Here is an 18,643-nt window from a genome sequence, read left to right on the forward strand (position 1 = left end):
ATGACAGAAAAAAAGATAATACTTACCGACTTAGATGGAACTTTTGTAATGGACTCACATTCAGTTCAAAAGGCTGATTTAAAGGCCTTTTCCGAATTGAAAGAAAGCTATATTTTGGGCATTGCAACGGGACGGTCTATTAAAGAAATAAATTATTTAGAGCAAGAAAATAATCTTAGGGCGGATATAAAAATTGGATTCAATGGATCGACAATTACTGGATTTGGTGGAGAAGTCCTAGTTGATGAGCCTTTGCAAAGAAAAGATCTAGATGACATCCTAAGTTATCTGAAGACAAACCATGTGATTTTTGATGCCTTAGATGGAATCAGTCGAGTTGGTTCGTATAAGGCTACAGATACTAAACGATTATGGGGCATGAATTTAATAACTTTAGATGATCCATTTGAAACAGTTTCAAACATGAAAGTATATAAGATAAATGCTCGACCCGGTAATCGATTTAATAAAGTTTTTGCAGAATTAAAGAAGATGTTTCCTAAACTTTCTATTTATGAGGGAGGAACACAACAGCGAATTGAAATTTCTGCACAAGGGTGTTCTAAGGGAACCGCAGTTGATGCAATTCGTGAACGTTACAATCGTGAGATTATTGTTGTGGGAGATTCAGGAAATGATACCCCAATGTTTGAGAGGGCTGATTTGTCTTTTTGTATCTCACATGCTAATGAAGAAGTGAAGAGTAAGGCAGATAATTATATTGATAATTTTTCTGACTTAACAAAATATTTAAATCCAAATGAGGTAAGATAATTGTTCAAATTATTTGGTAAAAGTAAAGATGATCAAGCCCTAATGGCTATTGGTAATGGTCAGGTTATCGACTTATCAGAAGTTGAAGACCCTGTATTTAGTCAAAAAATGATGGGAGATGGCTATGGCTTTCGACCTGAAGACGGTAAATTTTATTCTCCAGTTTCTGGAACAATTTCAATGGTACCTGAGACAAAACATGGGATTGGAATCTCAACAACTGATGGTTTAGAGTTACTAATTCACATGGGTATTGATACAGTTGAACTAAAAGGTTCACCGTTTGAAATTTTGGTAAAAGAAGGCGACACTGTTAAAATAGGCGATCCAATCGCAATCATGGACCTTAATCAAGTTGAGGATGCTGGTAAGAAAACTACTACGATGGTGATTATCACTAATAGTGATAACTTAAAATTATCAGCTAAATCTTCAACAGGTACTAAGAAGGTTGGGGAGTTAGCCGCCACAATAGTTAAGGATTGAATAGTTTAGAATAAATAGGAGTCCAAATAAAAAATTTGGACTCCTATTTAACGTGTTTGTTATATCAATTTTCAATTGAAACTTCTCAGTATAATAACGTTGATGATTACCTAAGATATTGAAAAGTATGCCTTCACAAAGATTCAATAAATATTCGGATTTAAGAAAGATGAAAATTTTTCTAATAAAATTGGTTTGTGATATAGTAGTAATATTATTATTACATGGCGGTGAAGAATATGTTAATGAATAGAGTAGTCGGTGGTGCTGGCGATATGTTTGACGCTAAACCAGCCGAATTTAAAGATAATTTATATTTAGCTGTCAACGGTGCTTGGCAAGAAAAAGCGAAAATTCCAGCCGATAAGTCACGTACTGGTGGATTCACAGATCTCGATCAAGATGTTGAAAAGAAAATGATGGAAGTCTTTCACGACTTTGCGACAGATGAAACTAAAATCAATGATGACTTGATGTTGCAGGCAATCAAATTGTATCGTTTGGCCAATAATGTTGATCATTTGAGTAAGTTCCATCAACAACCAATTTTGAAAGATATGCAACGCATTAGTGATTTGAATAGTTTGCAAGATCTAAGTGACAATATGGCTCAATTGTCCAAGGATGGTTTTTCATTGCCAATCGATGGATCAGTCGACGCCGATATGAAAAATACCGCCAAGAATGCTTTATATATCGGTGGTGCGGGATTGATTTTGCCAGACAAGTCTTACTATGCTGAAGATAATGAATCAGGTAAGCAACTGTTAGCTAAATATGGTGAAGTTGCCGGAAGATTGTTATCGATGATTGGTTATAAGTTAGATGACGCTAAAGATATTGTTGAAAAAGCTTTAGCATTTGATAAGTCCTTAGTTCCGATCGTCAAGAGTTCTGAAGAATGGGCCGACTATACTAAGTCCTATAACCCAATGAAGTTCACTGACTTTGTAACAAAATCAGACAAGCTTGACTTGAAGAGCTTGGTAGTTGGTTTAATTAATGACACGCCAGAACAAGTTATCATTACTGAACCAAGATATTTAGACAACTTAGATAAACTCGTTAATGACGATACTTTTGAAAATATTAAAGCTTGGATGATGGTCAGATTCTTGACTGGCAACGCTTCGATTTTGGATGAAGAATTCCGTCAAACGATTGGTGAATATCAATTGGCTCAAAGTGGTGCTAAAGAACTACAAAATCGGACCAAGTATGCTTATCACTTGTCTTCAGGTATGTTCAGTGAAGTTGTCGGTGTTTTTTATGGTCAAAAGTACTTTGGTGAAAAGGCCAAAGCTGACGTTAAAAGTATGGTAGAAAAGATGATCTCTATCTATGAACAGCGCTTAAGTGACAACGCTTGGTTGAGTGAAGATACCAAGAAGAAAGCCATCGTGAAGTTGGATAAGATCGTCATCAAAGTTGGTTATCCTGACAAGATCCAAGATATTTATCGCAAATTTGAGATTAATGAAAATGATTCATTATATGATAATATTGTTCGCTTGAGAAGATTGATCGTTCAAGATTCCTTAGATCAATATCACAAACCAGTTGATCGAACAAAGTGGTTGATGCCAGGACATATGGTCAATGCTTGTTATGATCCATCCAGAAATGACATCACCTTCCCAGCAGCTATCTTGCAAGCTCCATTCTATAGTTTGCAACAAACAAATAGCCAAAACTTCGGTGGAATTGGTGCCGTAATTGCTCATGAGATCTCCCACGCCTTTGATAACAATGGAGCTCAATTCGATGAATACGGTAATATGAATAACTGGTGGACTAAAGAAGACTATGCTAAGTTCAAAGATCTTACCAAGAAGATGATCGATGAATTCGATGGCATTCCTTATGCTGGCAGTAAAGTTAACGGAACCTTAGTTGTTAGTGAAAATGTTGCTGACGTTGGAGGATTGCGTTGTGCCTTGGAAGCTGCTAAACAAGATAGTGACTTTGATGTCAAAGCCTTCTTTACTAATTGGGCAAAAGTTTGGAGAAATAAGTCAACTAAGCAATTGACCGAAATGTTCCTTTCAATCGATGTTCACTCACCAGCTCCATTGCGTGCTAATGTGATGGCTCAAAACATGGATGAATTTTATCCTGCTTTTGATGTTAAACCAGGCGATGGTATGTGGTTAGACGAAGATAAACGTGTAAATATTTGGTAAAAATAAATTTTTAGAAGTCTGATTTGTGAATTCAATTAGGCTTCTTTTTTTGGAATTTTTTTATTATTTTTTGCGATGGACTCGCTTTTTTATATAATAGATATTAATGAGGAAAGGTGAGAACAATGGCATATATTGAAGTAAGAAATGAATCGAAACGTTATCAGATGGGAGAAACCACGATCATTGCCAACGACAAGTTGACCTTTGACGTAGATCAAGGCAAATTGACCGTGATCTTAGGCCCTAGTGGAGCTGGTAAATCAACGGTGCTCAATATTTTAGGTGGTATGGATACGCCAACTGATGGACAAGTCATCATTGATGGAACTGATATTGCAAAATTTTCCGAGCGTGAATTGACTACATATCGGCGCAATGATGTCGGCTTTATTTTTCAATTTTACAATTTGATTCCTAATCTAACGACCAAAGAAAATGTTGAACTGGCTTCAGCTATCGTGCCTGATGCCTTAGATGCTAGTGAAATTTTGACAGCAGTTGGCTTAAAACAGCGGATCGATAACTTTCCATCCCAATTGTCGGGTGGGGAACAGCAACGAGTAGCTATTGCTAGAGCTTTAGCCAAGAATCCCAAACTATTGTTGTGCGATGAACCAACAGGCGCACTCGATTATGAAACAGGTAAGCAAGTATTAACGCTGTTACAAAAAGCAAGTCACGATGATGATAAAACCGTCATTATTATTACTCATAACTCCGAATTGGCTAAGATGGCTGACCGGGTGATTCGAATCCACGATGCTAAAGTGCAGTCAATTACCGACAATCCCACGCCTACTCCAGTCCAGGATATCGAATGGTAGGTGAAAAAAATGAGTCCATTAACAAAAAATATGTGGCAAGACGTGAGAAAGTCTAAGGGACGATTTATCGCCATTATCTTGATCATCATGCTAGGTGTCCTGATTTTCGTTGGTGTGAAAGCAGCTGGCCCTAGTTTGAATGATTCTTTGGATAAAACTGTCAGTCAAAAAAACCTCTCCGATATTCAAGTCCTCTCAACAACTGGATTTACTAAGAAAGATATCGATCTTGCGAAAGAGGTTTCCGGTGCTCAAGTAGAAACTACGAAATTTAAGTATGTAATTGGTGGAAAAAGTAAAGTTGCCGTGGCCTTGTACGGTTATTCTGCTAAATCGAAACAAAACCAGCTGATTATGAAGAGTGGTCGCTTGCCAAAGAATGACAATGAGATCGTCTTAGATAAACGGGCCCAATCGAAGTATGGTTATAAATTGAATCAGCAATTTAAATTTGCAAATAATTCTGGCTTAAGTCAAAAATCATACAAGATAGTCGGTTTTGCAGATTCGCCACAGTACATCGATAATCAATCTCGAGGAACGACCAATATTTCAGATGGACAAGTTCAATTGTTTGCCTATATTCCGGCTAAACAAATGAACTTGTCAGTTGCCACAATGCTCAACGTTCGTTTTCCAAGTTTAAAGAAAGAAAATACCTTCAACGACAATTACAAAGACGATGTTGATCATAAGTTGAGTTTATTGAAGAAGAAATTTAAAAATCGGGCTCAACAACGAACTGAAGAACTGTCAGCTAGTTATTTAACGACCTTGAATCAGCAACAAAAACAACTTGATCAATTGAAACAGCTGAATCCGCAAATGGCTAGTCAGCAACAGGCACAATTGGATGCTGCTAAAGCAAAGATTCTTAAGCAATCAAAGACTAATTATACTTGGCAAACACGATCTGATTTGCCAGGATTTTCGGCCTATGGTGAAAGTTCTGATCGAATCGCTGCCATCGCTAATGTTTTCCCAGTCTTTTTCTTCCTGATTGCTGCTTTAATAACCTTCACAACGATTACTAGAATGGTTGAGGAAGCTAGAGGCGAGATTGGGACGTTCAAAGCACTCGGTTATACCAAATGGGAAATTTCACGTAATTATTATTACTATGCAATTTCAGCTGGCGTTATAGGAGCTCTTTTAGGAGCCGTAATCGGTAATGAAACTTTGCCAAGAATCGTTTTAGCACTCTATAAGCAGTATATTGATCTCAATTGGGTAGTTGAATTGCAATGGTGGGTCATTCTGATTGCCTTGATTTTCTCGTTGCTGGCTACTTTGGGTGCAGCAGTTATCGTGGTCCGTCGTGAACTAATTGAAGGTCCGGCTGCTTTAATGAGACCTAAGGCACCGAAATCAGCAAAGAAAATTTTGTTAGAACGCATCAAACCGCTTTGGAACCGATTGAGTTTTAATAGTAAAGTCAGTTATCGAAATCTCTTTCGTTTCAAGTCCCGAATGTTTATGACGATTATCGGTATTGCTGGTGGTACTGCTTTGATCCTAACTGGTTTTGGAATTCAAAACTCGATTGGAGCCAGCGGTGACCAGCAATATAGCGATATTTTCAAATATCAAGCCATTGTGAAGTTAAACGATCAAGCCAAATTGACCAAAGTTACGAAAGTTTTACAAGCTGATCAACAATATCAGAATAGTCTGGCAATTAACTCGACAACGGTCAACCTTGATAAAGGCAGTCAAAAAGTCAATGATGTCAACCTTTATACCCCAACTTCAGTTGACAAATTCAAGAAATATGTTCATCTGGATAATAGTTTAAAACAAAAGGACGTAATTTTATCCGAGAAGACGGCGCAACTATTAAAGGTTCAAAAAGGCGATACGATTACTGTCAAAACTACGGCTGGTAAAAAGGTCCAACTAAAAGTCGGTGCCATCACAGAAAACTTTATCGGTCATTTCTTATATTTGAGTCCAAAAACTTACCAAGAAAAGTTTGGTCAAAAGGCTACAACTAATACATTGCTGCTGAAATTGAAGTCCCAGACTTCTAAAGAGCGAACACATTTGGCCAATCAATTATTAGCAACCGGTGAGGTTATGGGGACTAGCTATACGCACGATGTTTTGAGTACCGTCTCAAAGATGTCATCATCCTTGAAACCAATTATTTTGATTTTCGTCCTCTTATCGGGAATCCTGTCGTTTGTCGTTTTATATAACTTGACGAATATCAACGTTTCAGAAAGAATTAGAGAGCTTTCGACAATTAAAGTTTTAGGGTTTTATAATAATGAGGTAACGATGTATATTGTTCGTGAAAACATTATTTTGACGATCGTCGGGATTATTGTTGGTTATTTGGTCGGTAATTTATTGACCGCCTATATTCTGCAACAAGCCGCGACAGAACAAGTCATTTTCCCATTAACGATCCATCTGTTGGGATATTTGATAGCTACTTTATTGATGATAATTTTCACAGCTATTGTTATGCTAGTAACACACAAGAAACTGCAGCATATCGATATGATCGGCGCATTGAAATCTAATGAATGATTGAGGTATTAAGATGGATTTAGAAAATAAAAAAATTCTAATAATCGGTGGCACTTCAGGCTTTGGAAAAGAAGTCGCTATTATGGCTAAGCATAAAGAATCTGACGTTTATGTCATCGGCCGTGATCAAGAGCGAGTTAATAAATTAAGATATGACGATAATATTCAAGGCAGCTCATTAGATGCTCAAGATGAAAAACAATTGGAACATTTCTTTGAAAAATATGGTTCTTTCGATCACATTATTTCGATGTTAGGTGGTGCAATGGGCGGTGGCTTTTTGAATAATTCGGTCGCTGATATTCGCAAAGCTATCGATGATAAGTTCTTCGCTAATTTGCAATTAGTTCAAATTGCCAGCAAACATTTACGTAACCATGGTTCAATTATTCTAACTTCTGGTTCAGGTGGCCATCCCTATGATGCTTCTGGAGCTATTATTGGTAATCAAGCTATCAATACCATGGTGCAGGGAGTGGCTGTCGAATTAGCTCCTAATTATCGTATCAATGCAGTCTCACCAACGTGGACCCCAACTGGTTTGTGGAGAGCGATGGACTCAGAGCAATTGGCTCAACAACAAACCAATGTGGCTGAAAATGTTCCTTTAGGACGCGTGGCAAAAATCGAAGAAGTAGCGTCAGCTTATGTTTATTTAATGGAAAACGATTTTATCACAGGTCAGGTCTTAAGAGTTGACGGTGGTGTTGACCTTTAGGAGTTGGCTGGCAGTTATTTAAATAGAGGTGAAAGAAATGCCTGTAGAGACGGAAAAACATTATCGTATCGGTGATTTTTCAGAATTAGTTGGTCTGAATAGTCCCACTTTGCGCTATTACGAAAAAGAAGGACTGATCAGACCTCATCGAACTGATAGTGGAGTACGTTATTACACCGATCAAGACGCTAAATGGGTTCGATTCTTGTTACATCTGAAGAGTACCGGGATGACTATTGAGCAGTTGAAACGATATGTTAAATTGCGTGCCCAAGGCGATTCAACTATAAATCAACGGATCGAGCTTTTAGAAGAAGTCCGTCGTAACTTCGAAGTTGAATTTCAACAACTTCAAGACAGTTGGACTGTTTTGAATGATAAATTAGACTGGTACAAAGGTAAGGAAAATGGACATATCGAAGATAGTGAACAATTCTCCGATTACCTGCAGAGCTTGAATCATAGTTACTTAGAAGATCGTTAATAAGCGTGATAAATAGATATTACGCTTAAAAATTAAAACACTTTTTCATGTAATAGAGCGGCAACTCAAAATCGAGTTGCCGCTCTATTTTTACATTAAGCAAAAGAAACGATGTTTTTATTCCAAATTTATGCCCCAGTTTCAATTCTTTTGATTATTAACTTGACTTAAAGTTGACTTTAAGTTGTTTAATGTATTTATCGAAGCAAGGAGGAATTGATTATGGTAAAACAAACGGCAGGACGCAACGCACTTGGAGAGTTTGCTCCACAATTTGCAGCTTTAAATGACGATGTATTGTTTGGAGAAGTTTGGAGTAAGGAATCTGAACTTTCGGCACATGATCGTTCGCTCATCACGATTGCCAGTATTATTTCAGCCGGAAACTTGGAACAATTAGATGCACATTTAAAAATAGGCAAGAAAAATGGTATCACGAAAGAAGAAATTGTCGCTGAAATTACACACTTAGCATTTTATGCTGGTTGGCCTAAAGCTTGGAGCGCCTTCAATCGTGCTAAGGAAATTTGTAAGGATGAAAAATAGTATGGTAAAAAATGAAAATTTAAAAACTGACGGAGTTTTTGCCACTGGAGAAAAAAACGATGCCTATGCGCAATACTTCATCGGGCAAAGCTATTTACAAAATTTAGTTAGTCACGAAGACAATATTGATTTTGGGATTGGTAATGTTACTTTTGAACCTGGTTGTCGCAACGATTGGCATATTCATCACGATGGTTATCAAATTTTACTAGTTACTGGTGGAAACGGTTGGTATCAAGAATGGGGCAAACCAGCTCAATTATTGAAAAAGGGCGATGTTGTGGTCATTAAGGAGGGCGTTAAACACTGGCATGGAGCTACGAAAGATAGTTGGTTCAGTCATGTTGCCATTACTAAAGGTAAATCAGAATGGCTTGAAAAGGTTACTGACGAAGATTACGACCAACTACAGGCCTAAATTTTCAAAACTATTTTTGTAAAGTTTCTTAACTTAGACTGTGAAAACAGTCTATTTTTTTTACAGTAAATTTACAGAAAATAGATTATATATAAACATTCCAATCCCATACTATAACCAATGATTTATTTGGAGGTATCGGATAATGTCTACAACTTTAACAAATATTACTAAAAGTTATGATTCAGAAAAAAACGTTTTAAATGATGTAAATGCTGAAATTGAAACTGGGGAATTCTTCGTGATCGTTGGACCATCAGGATGCGGTAAGAGTACGCTCTTGCGGATGATCGCTGGTTTAACGCCAATCAGTGGCGGTGAGATTAGAATTGATGACAAATTGGTTAACGATTTACCACCCAAGGATCGTAATCTCACGATGGTTTTCCAAAGCTATGCTTTATTCCCATTCTTAAGCGTTTGGGATAACGTTGCCTTTGGACTCAAGGCTCGTAAGAACAACTCTCAAGATGAGATTGATTCTCGAGTTAATGAAGCACTCAAGATGGTTAATTTGGAAGATTTGAAAGACCGTAAACCTCGAGAACTATCTGGTGGACAAAGACAGCGAGTTGCATTAGCCCGTGCTGTGGCCAGTGATGCCAAGATTTGTTTGATGGATGAGCCATTGTCTAACCTTGACGCTCAATTACGAATCAAAATGCGCCAAGAAATCTACGCTTTACAAAGAAAATTAGGCTTAACCTTGATCTATGTTACTCACGATCAAGTTGAAGCTATGACGATGGCCGATCACATCATGGTCTTGCATGACTCAAAAGTACAACAGATTGGTACACCGACTGAAATCTACAAGCATCCCGCTAACGAATTTGTTGCCAGCTTCTTTGGAATTCCACCAATCAACATTCTACCTGCCAGTCGGATTGCTGACGGTCGCATTAACGTTAACAATGACTTTGAATTGCAGATCGATCAACAAGTTCCCAAGGATAACTTTACAGTTGGTATTAGACCTAATGAAATGATGATTGAACACGCCGAAGAATTGGACGCTAATGCCTCGGTTAGAACCGTTGAATTTTTGGGCGATGAGAAGATCGTCTATGCCAAGATGAACAATAATAATATGGAAGTTGCCATCATTGTACCAAGTGAAGCTGATTATAAAGCTTATGACATGATCAAAGTAACTGCTTCGGGTCATGCTTTGGTATTCAATAGTGATGGTGTCAATATCACTAAAAGTGAGGAGGAAGTAGTCAATGCTTAAAACCTCTACAGATGATGTCATTTCAGAAAAGAAAGCTGTTAAAGCTAAACGTCACAGTTTTCGTTTGAATGCTAAAGATAATTACTATGCGCTTATTTTTCTTGGACCATCATTATTGATCTTAGGATTATTCGTATTTTATCCGATGTTTAAAACACTTTATATTAGTCTCTTTTTGACCAATACCTTGGGTAAAACAACGGTCTATGTTGGTTTGGGAAACTATGTCAATTTAATCTCTTCACCAGACTTTATATCTAGTATGGTAGTAACTTTGGCCTATGTTGTGGGGGTAACTTTCTTCACCGTGGCGTTAGGTCTGTTATTAGCCCATCTAGCTAGTCAAAAGTTAGCGGGAATTGCCATTTTTAGAACTTTGTATTCTCTTACCATGGGTGTCTCCGTCTCAGTTGCTGCCATCTTCTGGCTCTTTATTTTCAACCCATCGACTGGTTTCTTTGCCTTAATGAGTAGCTGGTTGAACTTACCAGCTGTCAACTGGCTAACCGATCCAAATAGTGCAATGTGGGCCGTTATTATCACAACCGTCTGGATGAATCTGGGCTTTACGTTCCTAATTCTACTAGGGGCAATGCAGTCTGTTCCAAGTACATTGTATGAAGCTGCCGATGTTGAAGGAGCTTCTAGCAATTTCCAATTTTTCCACATTACGGTTCCCATGATCTCACCAACTCTGTTCTTCGTTTCAACGATTACGATCATTGAGGCCTTCAAGAGTTTTGGTTTGATCGACTTGATTACTAAAGGTGGTCCTACTAACGCCACTAATATGCTAGTTTATCGAATTTACAAAGATGCCTTTTATAGTGGCAACTATGCTAAATCTAGTGCAGAAGCAATTATTTTAACGATTATTATTGCCTTCTTCACCTTGCTCCAATTCAAATTCCTTGAGAAGAGGGTGAACTATTAATGGAAAGTTTTGACGAGCGTGCAGCTTTAAAAAAAGTTTTTGATTATATTTTGTTGATCGTATTGGCAGTCATTATCCTAGCGCCATTCTTTATTGGAATCTGGACTAGTTTCTTGCCAACAATGGATATTGCAAAAGGTAATCTATTTTCAACTGATATTTCTTTGAATAACTATGTGGCAGCCTTCACTAAAACACCAATTTTGCGTTACTTGGCTAATACAGTGGTGATTGCGACAGTAACAATGTTTACCCAATTACTATTTTGTTCAATGAGTGCTTATGCCTTTGTTTTCTTAAAATTCCGTTTTAGAAAATTATTGTTCACTCTCTTTTTAGTAACGATGATGCTTCCTTTTGAAGCTGAAATCATTCCTAACTTTGCGACAATCAAGCACATGGGACTCTTGGATAATTATGGTGCTTTGATCATTCCATTTTTGACTTCAGCTTTCGGGACTTTCATGTTACGTCAATCTTTCATGCAAACTCCAGCTGAATTAAAGGAAGCGTCAGATATTGAAGGTTTGAATCACTTCCAATTTTATTGGCACATTGTTTTACCTTACAACAAGATCAGTATGATCACATTAGGTGCTTATAGTTTTCTAGGCGCCTGGAACCAATATCTCTGGCCAATGTTGACCACTTTTAGTAACAACTCGCGAGTTATTCAAAATGGACTGAGACAATTGCAATCCGAAGAGACTTTCAACGACTGGGGAATGATTCAAGCTAGTGCAGCAATCATCGTTATCCCGACGATCATTGTCTTATTTATCGGACAGCATTACTTTAGGTCAGGAATGAACGAGGGGGCTGTTAAGTAATTATGAAATATAAAAAATTAGTTGTACCATTAATTTTAGTTTTAGGAATTGCCTTTGTAGCATTGTTTGGCAGATCCCTTTCTGCTAAGTCAGCTGTCAAAGATAATCGAACACAGATCGTTTTCTGGCATGAGATGGGTGGACCTTCTGAACAAGCTCTACAGCAAGTAGTTGACGGTTTTAACAAGTCACAGAATAAATATAAAGTAGTTCCAAAATATCAAGGAACATACGATGAAGCGATTCAAAAAATCCTACAAACTCACAATACAAGCACTTCACCAGCTGTATTCCAAGCGTTTGATATTTCCACAGCGCAAATGATTCACAGTGGCTATATAACTCCAGTTCAGAACTTCATTGATGCTGATCATTACGATGTTAATAAGATCTCATCAGTAGCTCGAGCTTTTTATTCTAACGATGGTAAGCAACAAGCAATGCCATTCAATACTTCTCAACCGGTACTATATTACAATGCTTCATTGTTGAAAAAGTATGGAATTACTCCACCACCAGTTTCGCCAAGCTATTCTGATATCACACGTGTTGCCCAACAGTTATATGAAAAATCAGGCCACAAAGTTAAAGGAATGACGGTTCAAGTTTACGGTTGGTTCTTGGAACAAGCTTTAGCAAATGCTAACCGTCAGTTAGCTAATAACAATGATGGTCACACGGGTAATCCAACAAAAGTTAATATTAATAACCCTGATACAGTTGAATTTTTGAATTGGATCAAGCAAAATATCAAGTCAGGCGACTTTCTGGACTATGGTTCAGGTGCCAGTGCCGGTGCTAACCAAACCGCCGGTTTCCTAGCTGATAAAGTTGGTATTTTCATTCAATCTTCAGCAAGTATCGGTCAATTGACAACTAATAATAAAAGTGAACTTGGTATTACTTACTTCCCACATCCAGATGGCAAAAAAGCCAACGGTGTTGCCATTGGTGGAGCAGCCTTATGGATTTCAAATGATAAGCCTAAAGACGTTCAACAAGGTGCCTTTGAATTTATCAAGTATAGTTTAAGACCAGATGTTCAAGCTCAATGGCAAAAGGCTACCGGTTATTTAGCTTTAAATAAGGACTCACAAAAAACTTCGATTCTAAAGGATCTTTATGCAAAGAGTCCTGAAGCCAAAGTTCCCGGTCAACAACTAGCGACTGCAAAACCCAACTTCTCTAATTCAGGTATTTTGATGGAAGGGATGCAGCTAACACGTCAATTGGAAGAGGTAGCAATGGAAACTGTTTATAATGGTGGCGACATCAATTCAGCTTTGAATACTGCCGATAAGAATATTAATGAAAATTTAAGTCAATTGAATAAGGCCAATGGCTATTGACAATCAAAAAACCAATTCTACTATTTGGAAGAATTGGTTTTTTGATACTTGCGTAAGTTGAAAAGATTGGGTGGCAGGGCTTGTAAGAATGTTATGCCTAAAATCAACAATGCACCAGCAATTTCAGCGGTAGAAACTTTGGTGTTGAGAACAGTGATGGCTAGAATAGTAGCCGTCAAGGGTTCAAATGCGCTTAACATCCCCGTAGTAGCTGGAGTTAGATAATTTAGACTTTGTAAATAGAACAAGTATGAAAACATTGTTCCACCAATGATAATAAAGAGGATACAAAGCCAGGCAATGCCAGTTAAATGTGGCACATGGGTTAGATCAGCGAATGGTGCAAAGACGATTCCACCTAGGAGCATTGACCAACCAGTGACGATTCTGGCATCGAAACGTTGCAGTAGCTCACGAGGCAGTAATGTATAAGAGGCTTGACTAATACCAGCTCCAACACCCCAAGCCACAGCTGCGGGTGAAAGCATTAATTGATTGATATGACCATGGGTAACCAGTAGAAAGGTCCCCAAAATAGCTAAAAATATTGAAATTATATCAATTCTTCGAGGCATTTGTAATTTTCGCAGAGAGATGTAGAGAATGATGAATAATGGTCCCAAAAATTGTAAAACCGTGGCAGTTGGGGCATTACCATATTTGATGGCCATAAAGTAAGTATATTGTGCAGGTAACATTCCTAACAAACCAAAGGCTAACAACTGGACGATATAACGAGGCTTTTTGAGAATGGCAAATAGTTCCCGGGAGTCAATGAAGTAGCACCAAATTACCAATAGTAGACCAGCGATTAATAAACGGATACCAACTATCCATTGGGTAGGGATACTTTCTTCGGTGAACAAATATTGAGCAATGCTACCAGAAAATCCCCAAAGAACGGGACCAAAGATTGCACAAAAGAAGCCTTTTTGTTTATCAGTCATAAAAAATCCCCCCAAAGTTGTTAAATATCATGCTAGCACAGATAATGCCACAAAAGAATGTTCTATCCTGTATAATTGAATTTAAAAGGGGCGGTGAGATGTTAAATATTCAAGGAATTAGTAAAAATTTCGAAAAACTACGAGCTTTAGATAATGTGTCATTTGATGTAGCTGATGGACAGATCTTAGGATTGATCGGTCAAAATGGTGCAGGTAAGTCGACAACTTTTCACAGCATTTTGAACTTCATCAACTATCAAGGCGTGATCACATGGAATGGGCAACCAATTACAGAAGAGGTTTTCAATCAAATTGGTTACCTGCCGGAAGAACGAAGTTTGATGCCTAAATTGACCATTGAAGAACAAATTGTTTACTTGGCACGGTTAAAAAATCAGCCCGCAAAGTTGATTCGTCCCAAAATCGATGACTGGTTGGAACGCTTTGCTGTTAAAGGAGAAAAGAAGGATAAGATTAAGAATTTATCCAAAGGTAATCAGCAAAAAGTACAATTGATCTGTACACTGATCCATGATCCCAAGCTGATCATCTTAGATGAACCTTTCAGCGGCTTGGACCCCGTCAATTCTGATCTTTTGAAACAGGCCATTCTCCAAGCCAAACAAGCAGGAGCAGCGATAATTTTTTCTAGTCATGATATGGAAAACGTAGAAGAACTTTGCGACAGACTTGTAATGTTACGTAATGGTCAAGTTGTTCTAAACGGAACAGTTCGAGCTGTTCGCCAGTCATTTGGAAAAACGAGAATATTAGTTACGACTGATTGGTCCAAAACCCAATTAGAAGAGCTACCTCACGTTATCCAGGTGCAGCAACACGAAGAGAAACGTTTCATTCTCGATTTAGACGATGAAACAGCTGGCCCAGCTATTTTTGAAGCACTAACTCAGGGAAAATATATCGAAGAATTTAGTCAACAGCCGCCAACGCTTGATGAGATCTTCCGTTTGAAAGTAGGTGAAGACCATGAATAAACTTTGGATCGTAACGATGGAGACTTTTTTGCGACAAGTCAAGTCATGGAGTTTTGTCATGCTGATACTTGGCCCCTTTTTGATGTTTGGAATTATTATGGGTGCCAGCTATTTAGGATATCAAAGTAGTGGCGATTCGGACAAAATTGCCGTCATAAGTTCACAATCACAATTACGAGACGGTTTCATCAAGAATAATCGCAGTGATGTGGTGAAATCTGTCACTGATAAAAAAACGGCTATCAAAAGAATGAATCGTAATAATCTGAGTGGCTATTTAGAGATTAATGTCGATCAAAATCAAGTCAAAGCTAAGTATTACGGAACTAGTTCTTTGGGTAGCAGCATGAAATCAGAGATCACTAATTATTTGAGTCAAGTTCAACAACAACTCAATGTGACCAATGCCAAACTTAGTCCCAATCAACTTCAAGCTCTACAGCAGCAACCTACTTTAAAAGAATCAATTAAACGTAAAACTGGGACCGCTAATTTAGCGAAAACTATCTCTTTTTGGATCACCGTCGTGATGGTTTACATGATTCTCAATACTTACACTTCAATCACGGCTCAAGAGATTGCTTCCGAAAAAGGTACCAAGATCATGGAAATTATCTTTTCCAGTACGACGGCCTTGAAATATTTCTTAGGTAAGATATTCGGGGTCTTGTTGGTGATTTTGAGCCAAGTTTTAGTCTATCTAGTCGGTGGCTGGGGAGCTTATCTGTATCTCAGAAGTGCCTCAGTAACTAAGGCGTTTGTCGATCAAAATCAACAATTGATTGGTTTAGTATTGAAAAATATTTTGAGCCTTAATCTAGTTTACTTATTATTGGGTGTAGTGATTTATACGGTCTTAGCAGCATTCTCTGGTGCTCTAGTTGCCAAAGTTGAAGACGCCGCCAAGGCTGCACAGCCAGTAATTATGTTGAATTTAGTAGCCTTTTTTACTACTTTCCCATTCCAAAATAACTTAGATTCAGTGGTGGTCAAAATTCTCTCCTTTGTTCCATTTTTCTCATCCTATTTCATGCCGCTAAGAATCATCAACAACGATGCTTCAGGCTTAGAAATTGCTTTATCATTAGTCTTTTTGATAATCAGTACTATCGGGTTAATTATTTATATCGGTAAGATCTATCAAGGATTGATGCTTCAGACTGACGATACAAGCTTCTGGAAGAGATTCAGAAGAGGACTATCATACAATAAATAGTACGAAAAAAAGGCAGCCTACTGATCAAAAGTAGACTGCCTTTATTGTGATTAAAAGAACATTCCGTAAAGTTTAACGGCGAAGATAGCACCTAGAATTGGAGCTACTACTGGAACCCAACTGTATTTCCATTGGGATGAACCTTTTGGATTTAAAGGTAATAGTGCATGCAAGACACGAGGACCTAAGTCACGTGCAGGGTTTAGAGCTGGACCAGTTGGACCACCAAATGAAATAACCAAACACATAACTAAGAATCCTAAACCGATGAAGTCAGCTCGAGGATCGATGTGATCAGAAGTTAAAGCTACGGCACCGAAAACTAAGGTAAAAGTTCCGATAAATTCGTTGATGAAACCATTTAAGCGACTGTTTTCGGCATCGATAGTAGAAAAAGTACCTAAAATACTTTCAACGTTTTCTGTTTTGTTATAATAAGGTTTGTAGGCAGCAACAATCAACAGTTGACCAACGATTGCTCCTAAGAATTGAGCAATGATGTATGGGCCAACTTCTGCCCAAGGAAATTGACCATTAAAGGCTAAAGCCAAGGTCATGGCTGGATTGATTTGTCCACCAGAGATTGGTCCGAACATCATGGCCGGTACCATAACACCGATACCGTAACCAAAACCGATCAGAATCCACCCACCGTGGAAGCCTTTTGTACCTTTTAATTCAACGTTGGCGACTGAACCATTACCGAGGGCAACCATAACGGCTGTTCCGATAAATTCAGCGATACAACGTGCTAACAATGTATAATGCATAGTTAATACTACCCCTAAATTTATTTAATTTGGCTCATCATGATTTTTTCTCGCTATCAGCAAAACACGAATATTAAATTTCACTCAAAAATGGGTTAATCAGTATAAATTCGTAATAATTTGTCTTTAAAGAGTGAAATGACTCTAAAATTCACATAAAAAAATTGCTCCACCAATAAGGGGCAATTCTCACTAACATAAATGGCAAAATAAATCAAATGATGAGCAACGGTTAATATTGTATCATACATTCCGAATATTTTTTTGCATTTTCAGAAAAAATAGCAAGGTTTTGCTATATAGTTATAGTGTATCAGAAACAAAAAAACGAGGTATGAATATGAAAGTTCTTAGTTTAGTAAATCTAACCAAAAAGCAAACCGAGAAGATCGAATCGATTCCCGGAATTGATTTGAAGGTTGTTTCTCCGAAGAACGTGACGTCACAAGATCTCGATGGAGTTGAAGTGCTATACGATTGGTCTAATACATTAAAAGACGCTATGTTGAAGAGCGATACCTTAAATTGGATTCAAGTTGTCAGAGCGGGTGTAGATGCCTTGCCACTGCGTGAACTCGATGATAAGGGTATTGTTTTGACAAATGGTTCTGGAGCTAATGCCATCAATATTGCAGAACAAACATTGACTTATATGTTGATGTTTATGCGTCGAATGAATTTGACTGCTCGTCATCAAGATGCACATGAATGGAAACATGACGAAGGTTATGATGAAGTTTACAATAAGACCGTCATGATCGTAGGCGTTGGTCATATTGGTACTTTAATTGCTCAATATGCTAAGGCTTTAGGAATGAAAACGATTGGTGTCAGAAGGTCCGATCAACCCGCTGAATTCATTGATGAAATGATTCCAATGTCAGAGTTAAAGAAACGGATCAATGAAGTTCACTTTGTCGTTAATGCATTACCTGATACTGAAGAAACTATTGGGATGTTCAATTCAGATATCTTTGCACAGATGTCTAAGAAAGCTTATTACATCAATATCGGCCGTGGAAAAACCACTGATATGGATGATTTGATTGCGGCTTTGGACAACGGTGAAATTGCTGGAGCGGGACTAGATGTAACCACACCAGAGCCATTGCCAAGCACCAGTCCACTTTGGGATATGAAGAATGTTATTATCACACCGCATGATGCTGGTAACAGTGTACATTATGAGGAAAGAGCCTTTGATATTTTCAAGCGTAATCTGAAATCCTATGTTGAAAATGGCGAAGTTGTCATTAACGAAGTCAATTATTCGACCGGATACTAGATTTTAATTAAAAAACAAAATTTTGAGTATTAAGATAAATAAGTATCTGATTCGTATTTTGAATTAGATCCTTATTTTTTTTGTCTGCGTTTTCAAGTTGAATTGTTGTTGA

At 37.8% G+C, this 18,643-nt stretch carries 18 protein-coding genes; 16 read left to right on the top strand and 2 right to left on the bottom strand.

Features of this window, described 5'->3' with window-relative positions; translation table 11 throughout:
* The 13 genes from ACG72T_RS03260 to ACG72T_RS03320 all read left to right on the top strand — a co-directional run bounded on the left by ACG72T_RS03260 (nucleotide 1) and on the right by ACG72T_RS03320 (nucleotide 13,318).
* Nucleotides 1-774, top strand: a complete 774-nt coding sequence (locus tag ACG72T_RS03260) for an HAD-IIB family hydrolase (protein WP_395264586.1) — start codon at nucleotides 1-3, stop codon at nucleotides 772-774.
* Nucleotides 775-1,260: a PTS glucose transporter subunit IIA gene (locus ACG72T_RS03265; RefSeq protein WP_395264587.1), complete on the top strand. Its 486-nt coding sequence runs from the start codon at nucleotides 775-777 to the stop codon at nucleotides 1,258-1,260.
* A 239-nt stretch (nucleotides 1,261-1,499) separates the two neighbouring features.
* Nucleotides 1,500-3,443 carry a M13 family metallopeptidase gene (locus ACG72T_RS03270; RefSeq protein WP_395264588.1) on the top strand — a complete coding sequence of 648 codons (1,944 nt, stop codon included), beginning with the start codon at nucleotides 1,500-1,502 and terminating at the stop codon, nucleotides 3,441-3,443.
* Nucleotides 3,444-3,568: 125 nt separating this feature from the next.
* Nucleotides 3,569-4,270 (top strand): ABC transporter ATP-binding protein, encoded by a 702-nt coding sequence (locus ACG72T_RS03275; RefSeq protein ID WP_395264589.1) that lies wholly within the window; start codon nucleotides 3,569-3,571, stop codon nucleotides 4,268-4,270.
* A gap of 9 nt (nucleotides 4,271-4,279) precedes the next feature.
* On the top strand, nucleotides 4,280-6,805 hold the full coding sequence (locus tag ACG72T_RS03280) for an ABC transporter permease (RefSeq protein WP_395264590.1): 2,526 nt from the start codon (nucleotides 4,280-4,282) through the stop codon (nucleotides 6,803-6,805).
* A 13-nt stretch (nucleotides 6,806-6,818) separates the two neighbouring features.
* The gene (locus ACG72T_RS03285) at nucleotides 6,819-7,523 is read left to right on the top strand and encodes an SDR family oxidoreductase (protein WP_395264591.1); all 705 of its coding nucleotides are present in this window, start codon (nucleotides 6,819-6,821) and stop codon (nucleotides 7,521-7,523) included.
* Nucleotides 7,524-7,560: 37 nt separating this feature from the next.
* On the top strand, nucleotides 7,561-8,007 hold the full coding sequence (locus tag ACG72T_RS03290; RefSeq protein ID WP_395264593.1) for a MerR family transcriptional regulator: 447 nt from the start codon (nucleotides 7,561-7,563) through the stop codon (nucleotides 8,005-8,007).
* Nucleotides 8,008-8,229: 222 nt separating this feature from the next.
* On the top strand, nucleotides 8,230-8,553 hold the full coding sequence (locus ACG72T_RS03295; protein WP_395264594.1) for a carboxymuconolactone decarboxylase family protein: 324 nt from the start codon (nucleotides 8,230-8,232) through the stop codon (nucleotides 8,551-8,553).
* A gap of 1 nt (nucleotide 8,554) precedes the next feature.
* On the top strand, nucleotides 8,555-8,971 hold the full coding sequence (locus ACG72T_RS03300) for a cupin domain-containing protein (protein ID WP_395264595.1): 417 nt from the start codon (nucleotides 8,555-8,557) through the stop codon (nucleotides 8,969-8,971).
* A gap of 145 nt (nucleotides 8,972-9,116) precedes the next feature.
* Complete coding sequence (locus tag ACG72T_RS03305) at nucleotides 9,117-10,205, top strand: ABC transporter ATP-binding protein (RefSeq protein WP_395264596.1); 1,089 nt, start codon at nucleotides 9,117-9,119, stop codon at nucleotides 10,203-10,205.
* Nucleotides 10,198-11,139, top strand: coding sequence for a carbohydrate ABC transporter permease (locus tag ACG72T_RS03310; RefSeq protein WP_395264598.1), 942 nt, complete (start codon nucleotides 10,198-10,200; stop codon nucleotides 11,137-11,139). The genes ACG72T_RS03305 and ACG72T_RS03310 overlap by 8 nt, the downstream gene beginning before the upstream one ends.
* Nucleotides 11,139-11,969: a carbohydrate ABC transporter permease gene (locus tag ACG72T_RS03315; protein WP_395264599.1), complete on the top strand. Its 831-nt coding sequence runs from the start codon at nucleotides 11,139-11,141 to the stop codon at nucleotides 11,967-11,969. The genes ACG72T_RS03310 and ACG72T_RS03315 overlap by 1 nt, the downstream gene beginning before the upstream one ends.
* Before the next feature lie 2 nt (nucleotides 11,970-11,971).
* Nucleotides 11,972-13,318: an ABC transporter substrate-binding protein gene (locus tag ACG72T_RS03320; RefSeq protein ID WP_395264600.1), complete on the top strand. Its 1,347-nt coding sequence runs from the start codon at nucleotides 11,972-11,974 to the stop codon at nucleotides 13,316-13,318.
* Between the two features lie 20 nt (nucleotides 13,319-13,338).
* Here ACG72T_RS03320 and ACG72T_RS03325 read toward each other — a convergent pair whose 3' ends face one another.
* Entirely contained in the window at nucleotides 13,339-14,265 is a 927-nt protein-coding gene (locus ACG72T_RS03325; protein ID WP_395264601.1) for a DMT family transporter, read from the bottom strand.
* Between the two features lie 98 nt (nucleotides 14,266-14,363).
* On the opposite strand from ACG72T_RS03325, the gene ACG72T_RS03330 reads away from it, so the two are divergent.
* On the top strand, nucleotides 14,364-15,260 hold the full coding sequence (locus ACG72T_RS03330; RefSeq protein WP_395264602.1) for an ABC transporter ATP-binding protein: 897 nt from the start codon (nucleotides 14,364-14,366) through the stop codon (nucleotides 15,258-15,260).
* Nucleotides 15,253-16,476, top strand: coding sequence for an ABC transporter permease (locus ACG72T_RS03335; RefSeq protein ID WP_395264603.1), 1,224 nt, complete (start codon nucleotides 15,253-15,255; stop codon nucleotides 16,474-16,476). The genes ACG72T_RS03330 and ACG72T_RS03335 overlap by 8 nt, the downstream gene beginning before the upstream one ends.
* A gap of 50 nt (nucleotides 16,477-16,526) precedes the next feature.
* Here the strand turns inward: ACG72T_RS03335 and ACG72T_RS03340 are convergent, their stop codons facing one another.
* The gene (locus ACG72T_RS03340; RefSeq protein ID WP_395264605.1) at nucleotides 16,527-17,246 is read right to left on the bottom strand and encodes an MIP/aquaporin family protein; all 720 of its coding nucleotides are present in this window, start codon (nucleotides 17,244-17,246) and stop codon (nucleotides 16,527-16,529) included.
* Between the two features lie 340 nt (nucleotides 17,247-17,586).
* Here ACG72T_RS03340 and ACG72T_RS03345 point away from each other — a divergent pair, with 340 nt between their 5' ends.
* Nucleotides 17,587-18,531, top strand: a complete 945-nt coding sequence (locus ACG72T_RS03345) for a D-2-hydroxyacid dehydrogenase (RefSeq protein WP_395264606.1) — start codon at nucleotides 17,587-17,589, stop codon at nucleotides 18,529-18,531.
* Nucleotides 18,532-18,643: the final 112 nt, after the last annotated feature.

Source organism: Companilactobacillus sp. FL22-1 (assembly GCF_043951805.1).
GTDB lineage: Bacteria > Bacillota > Bacilli > Lactobacillales > Lactobacillaceae > Companilactobacillus.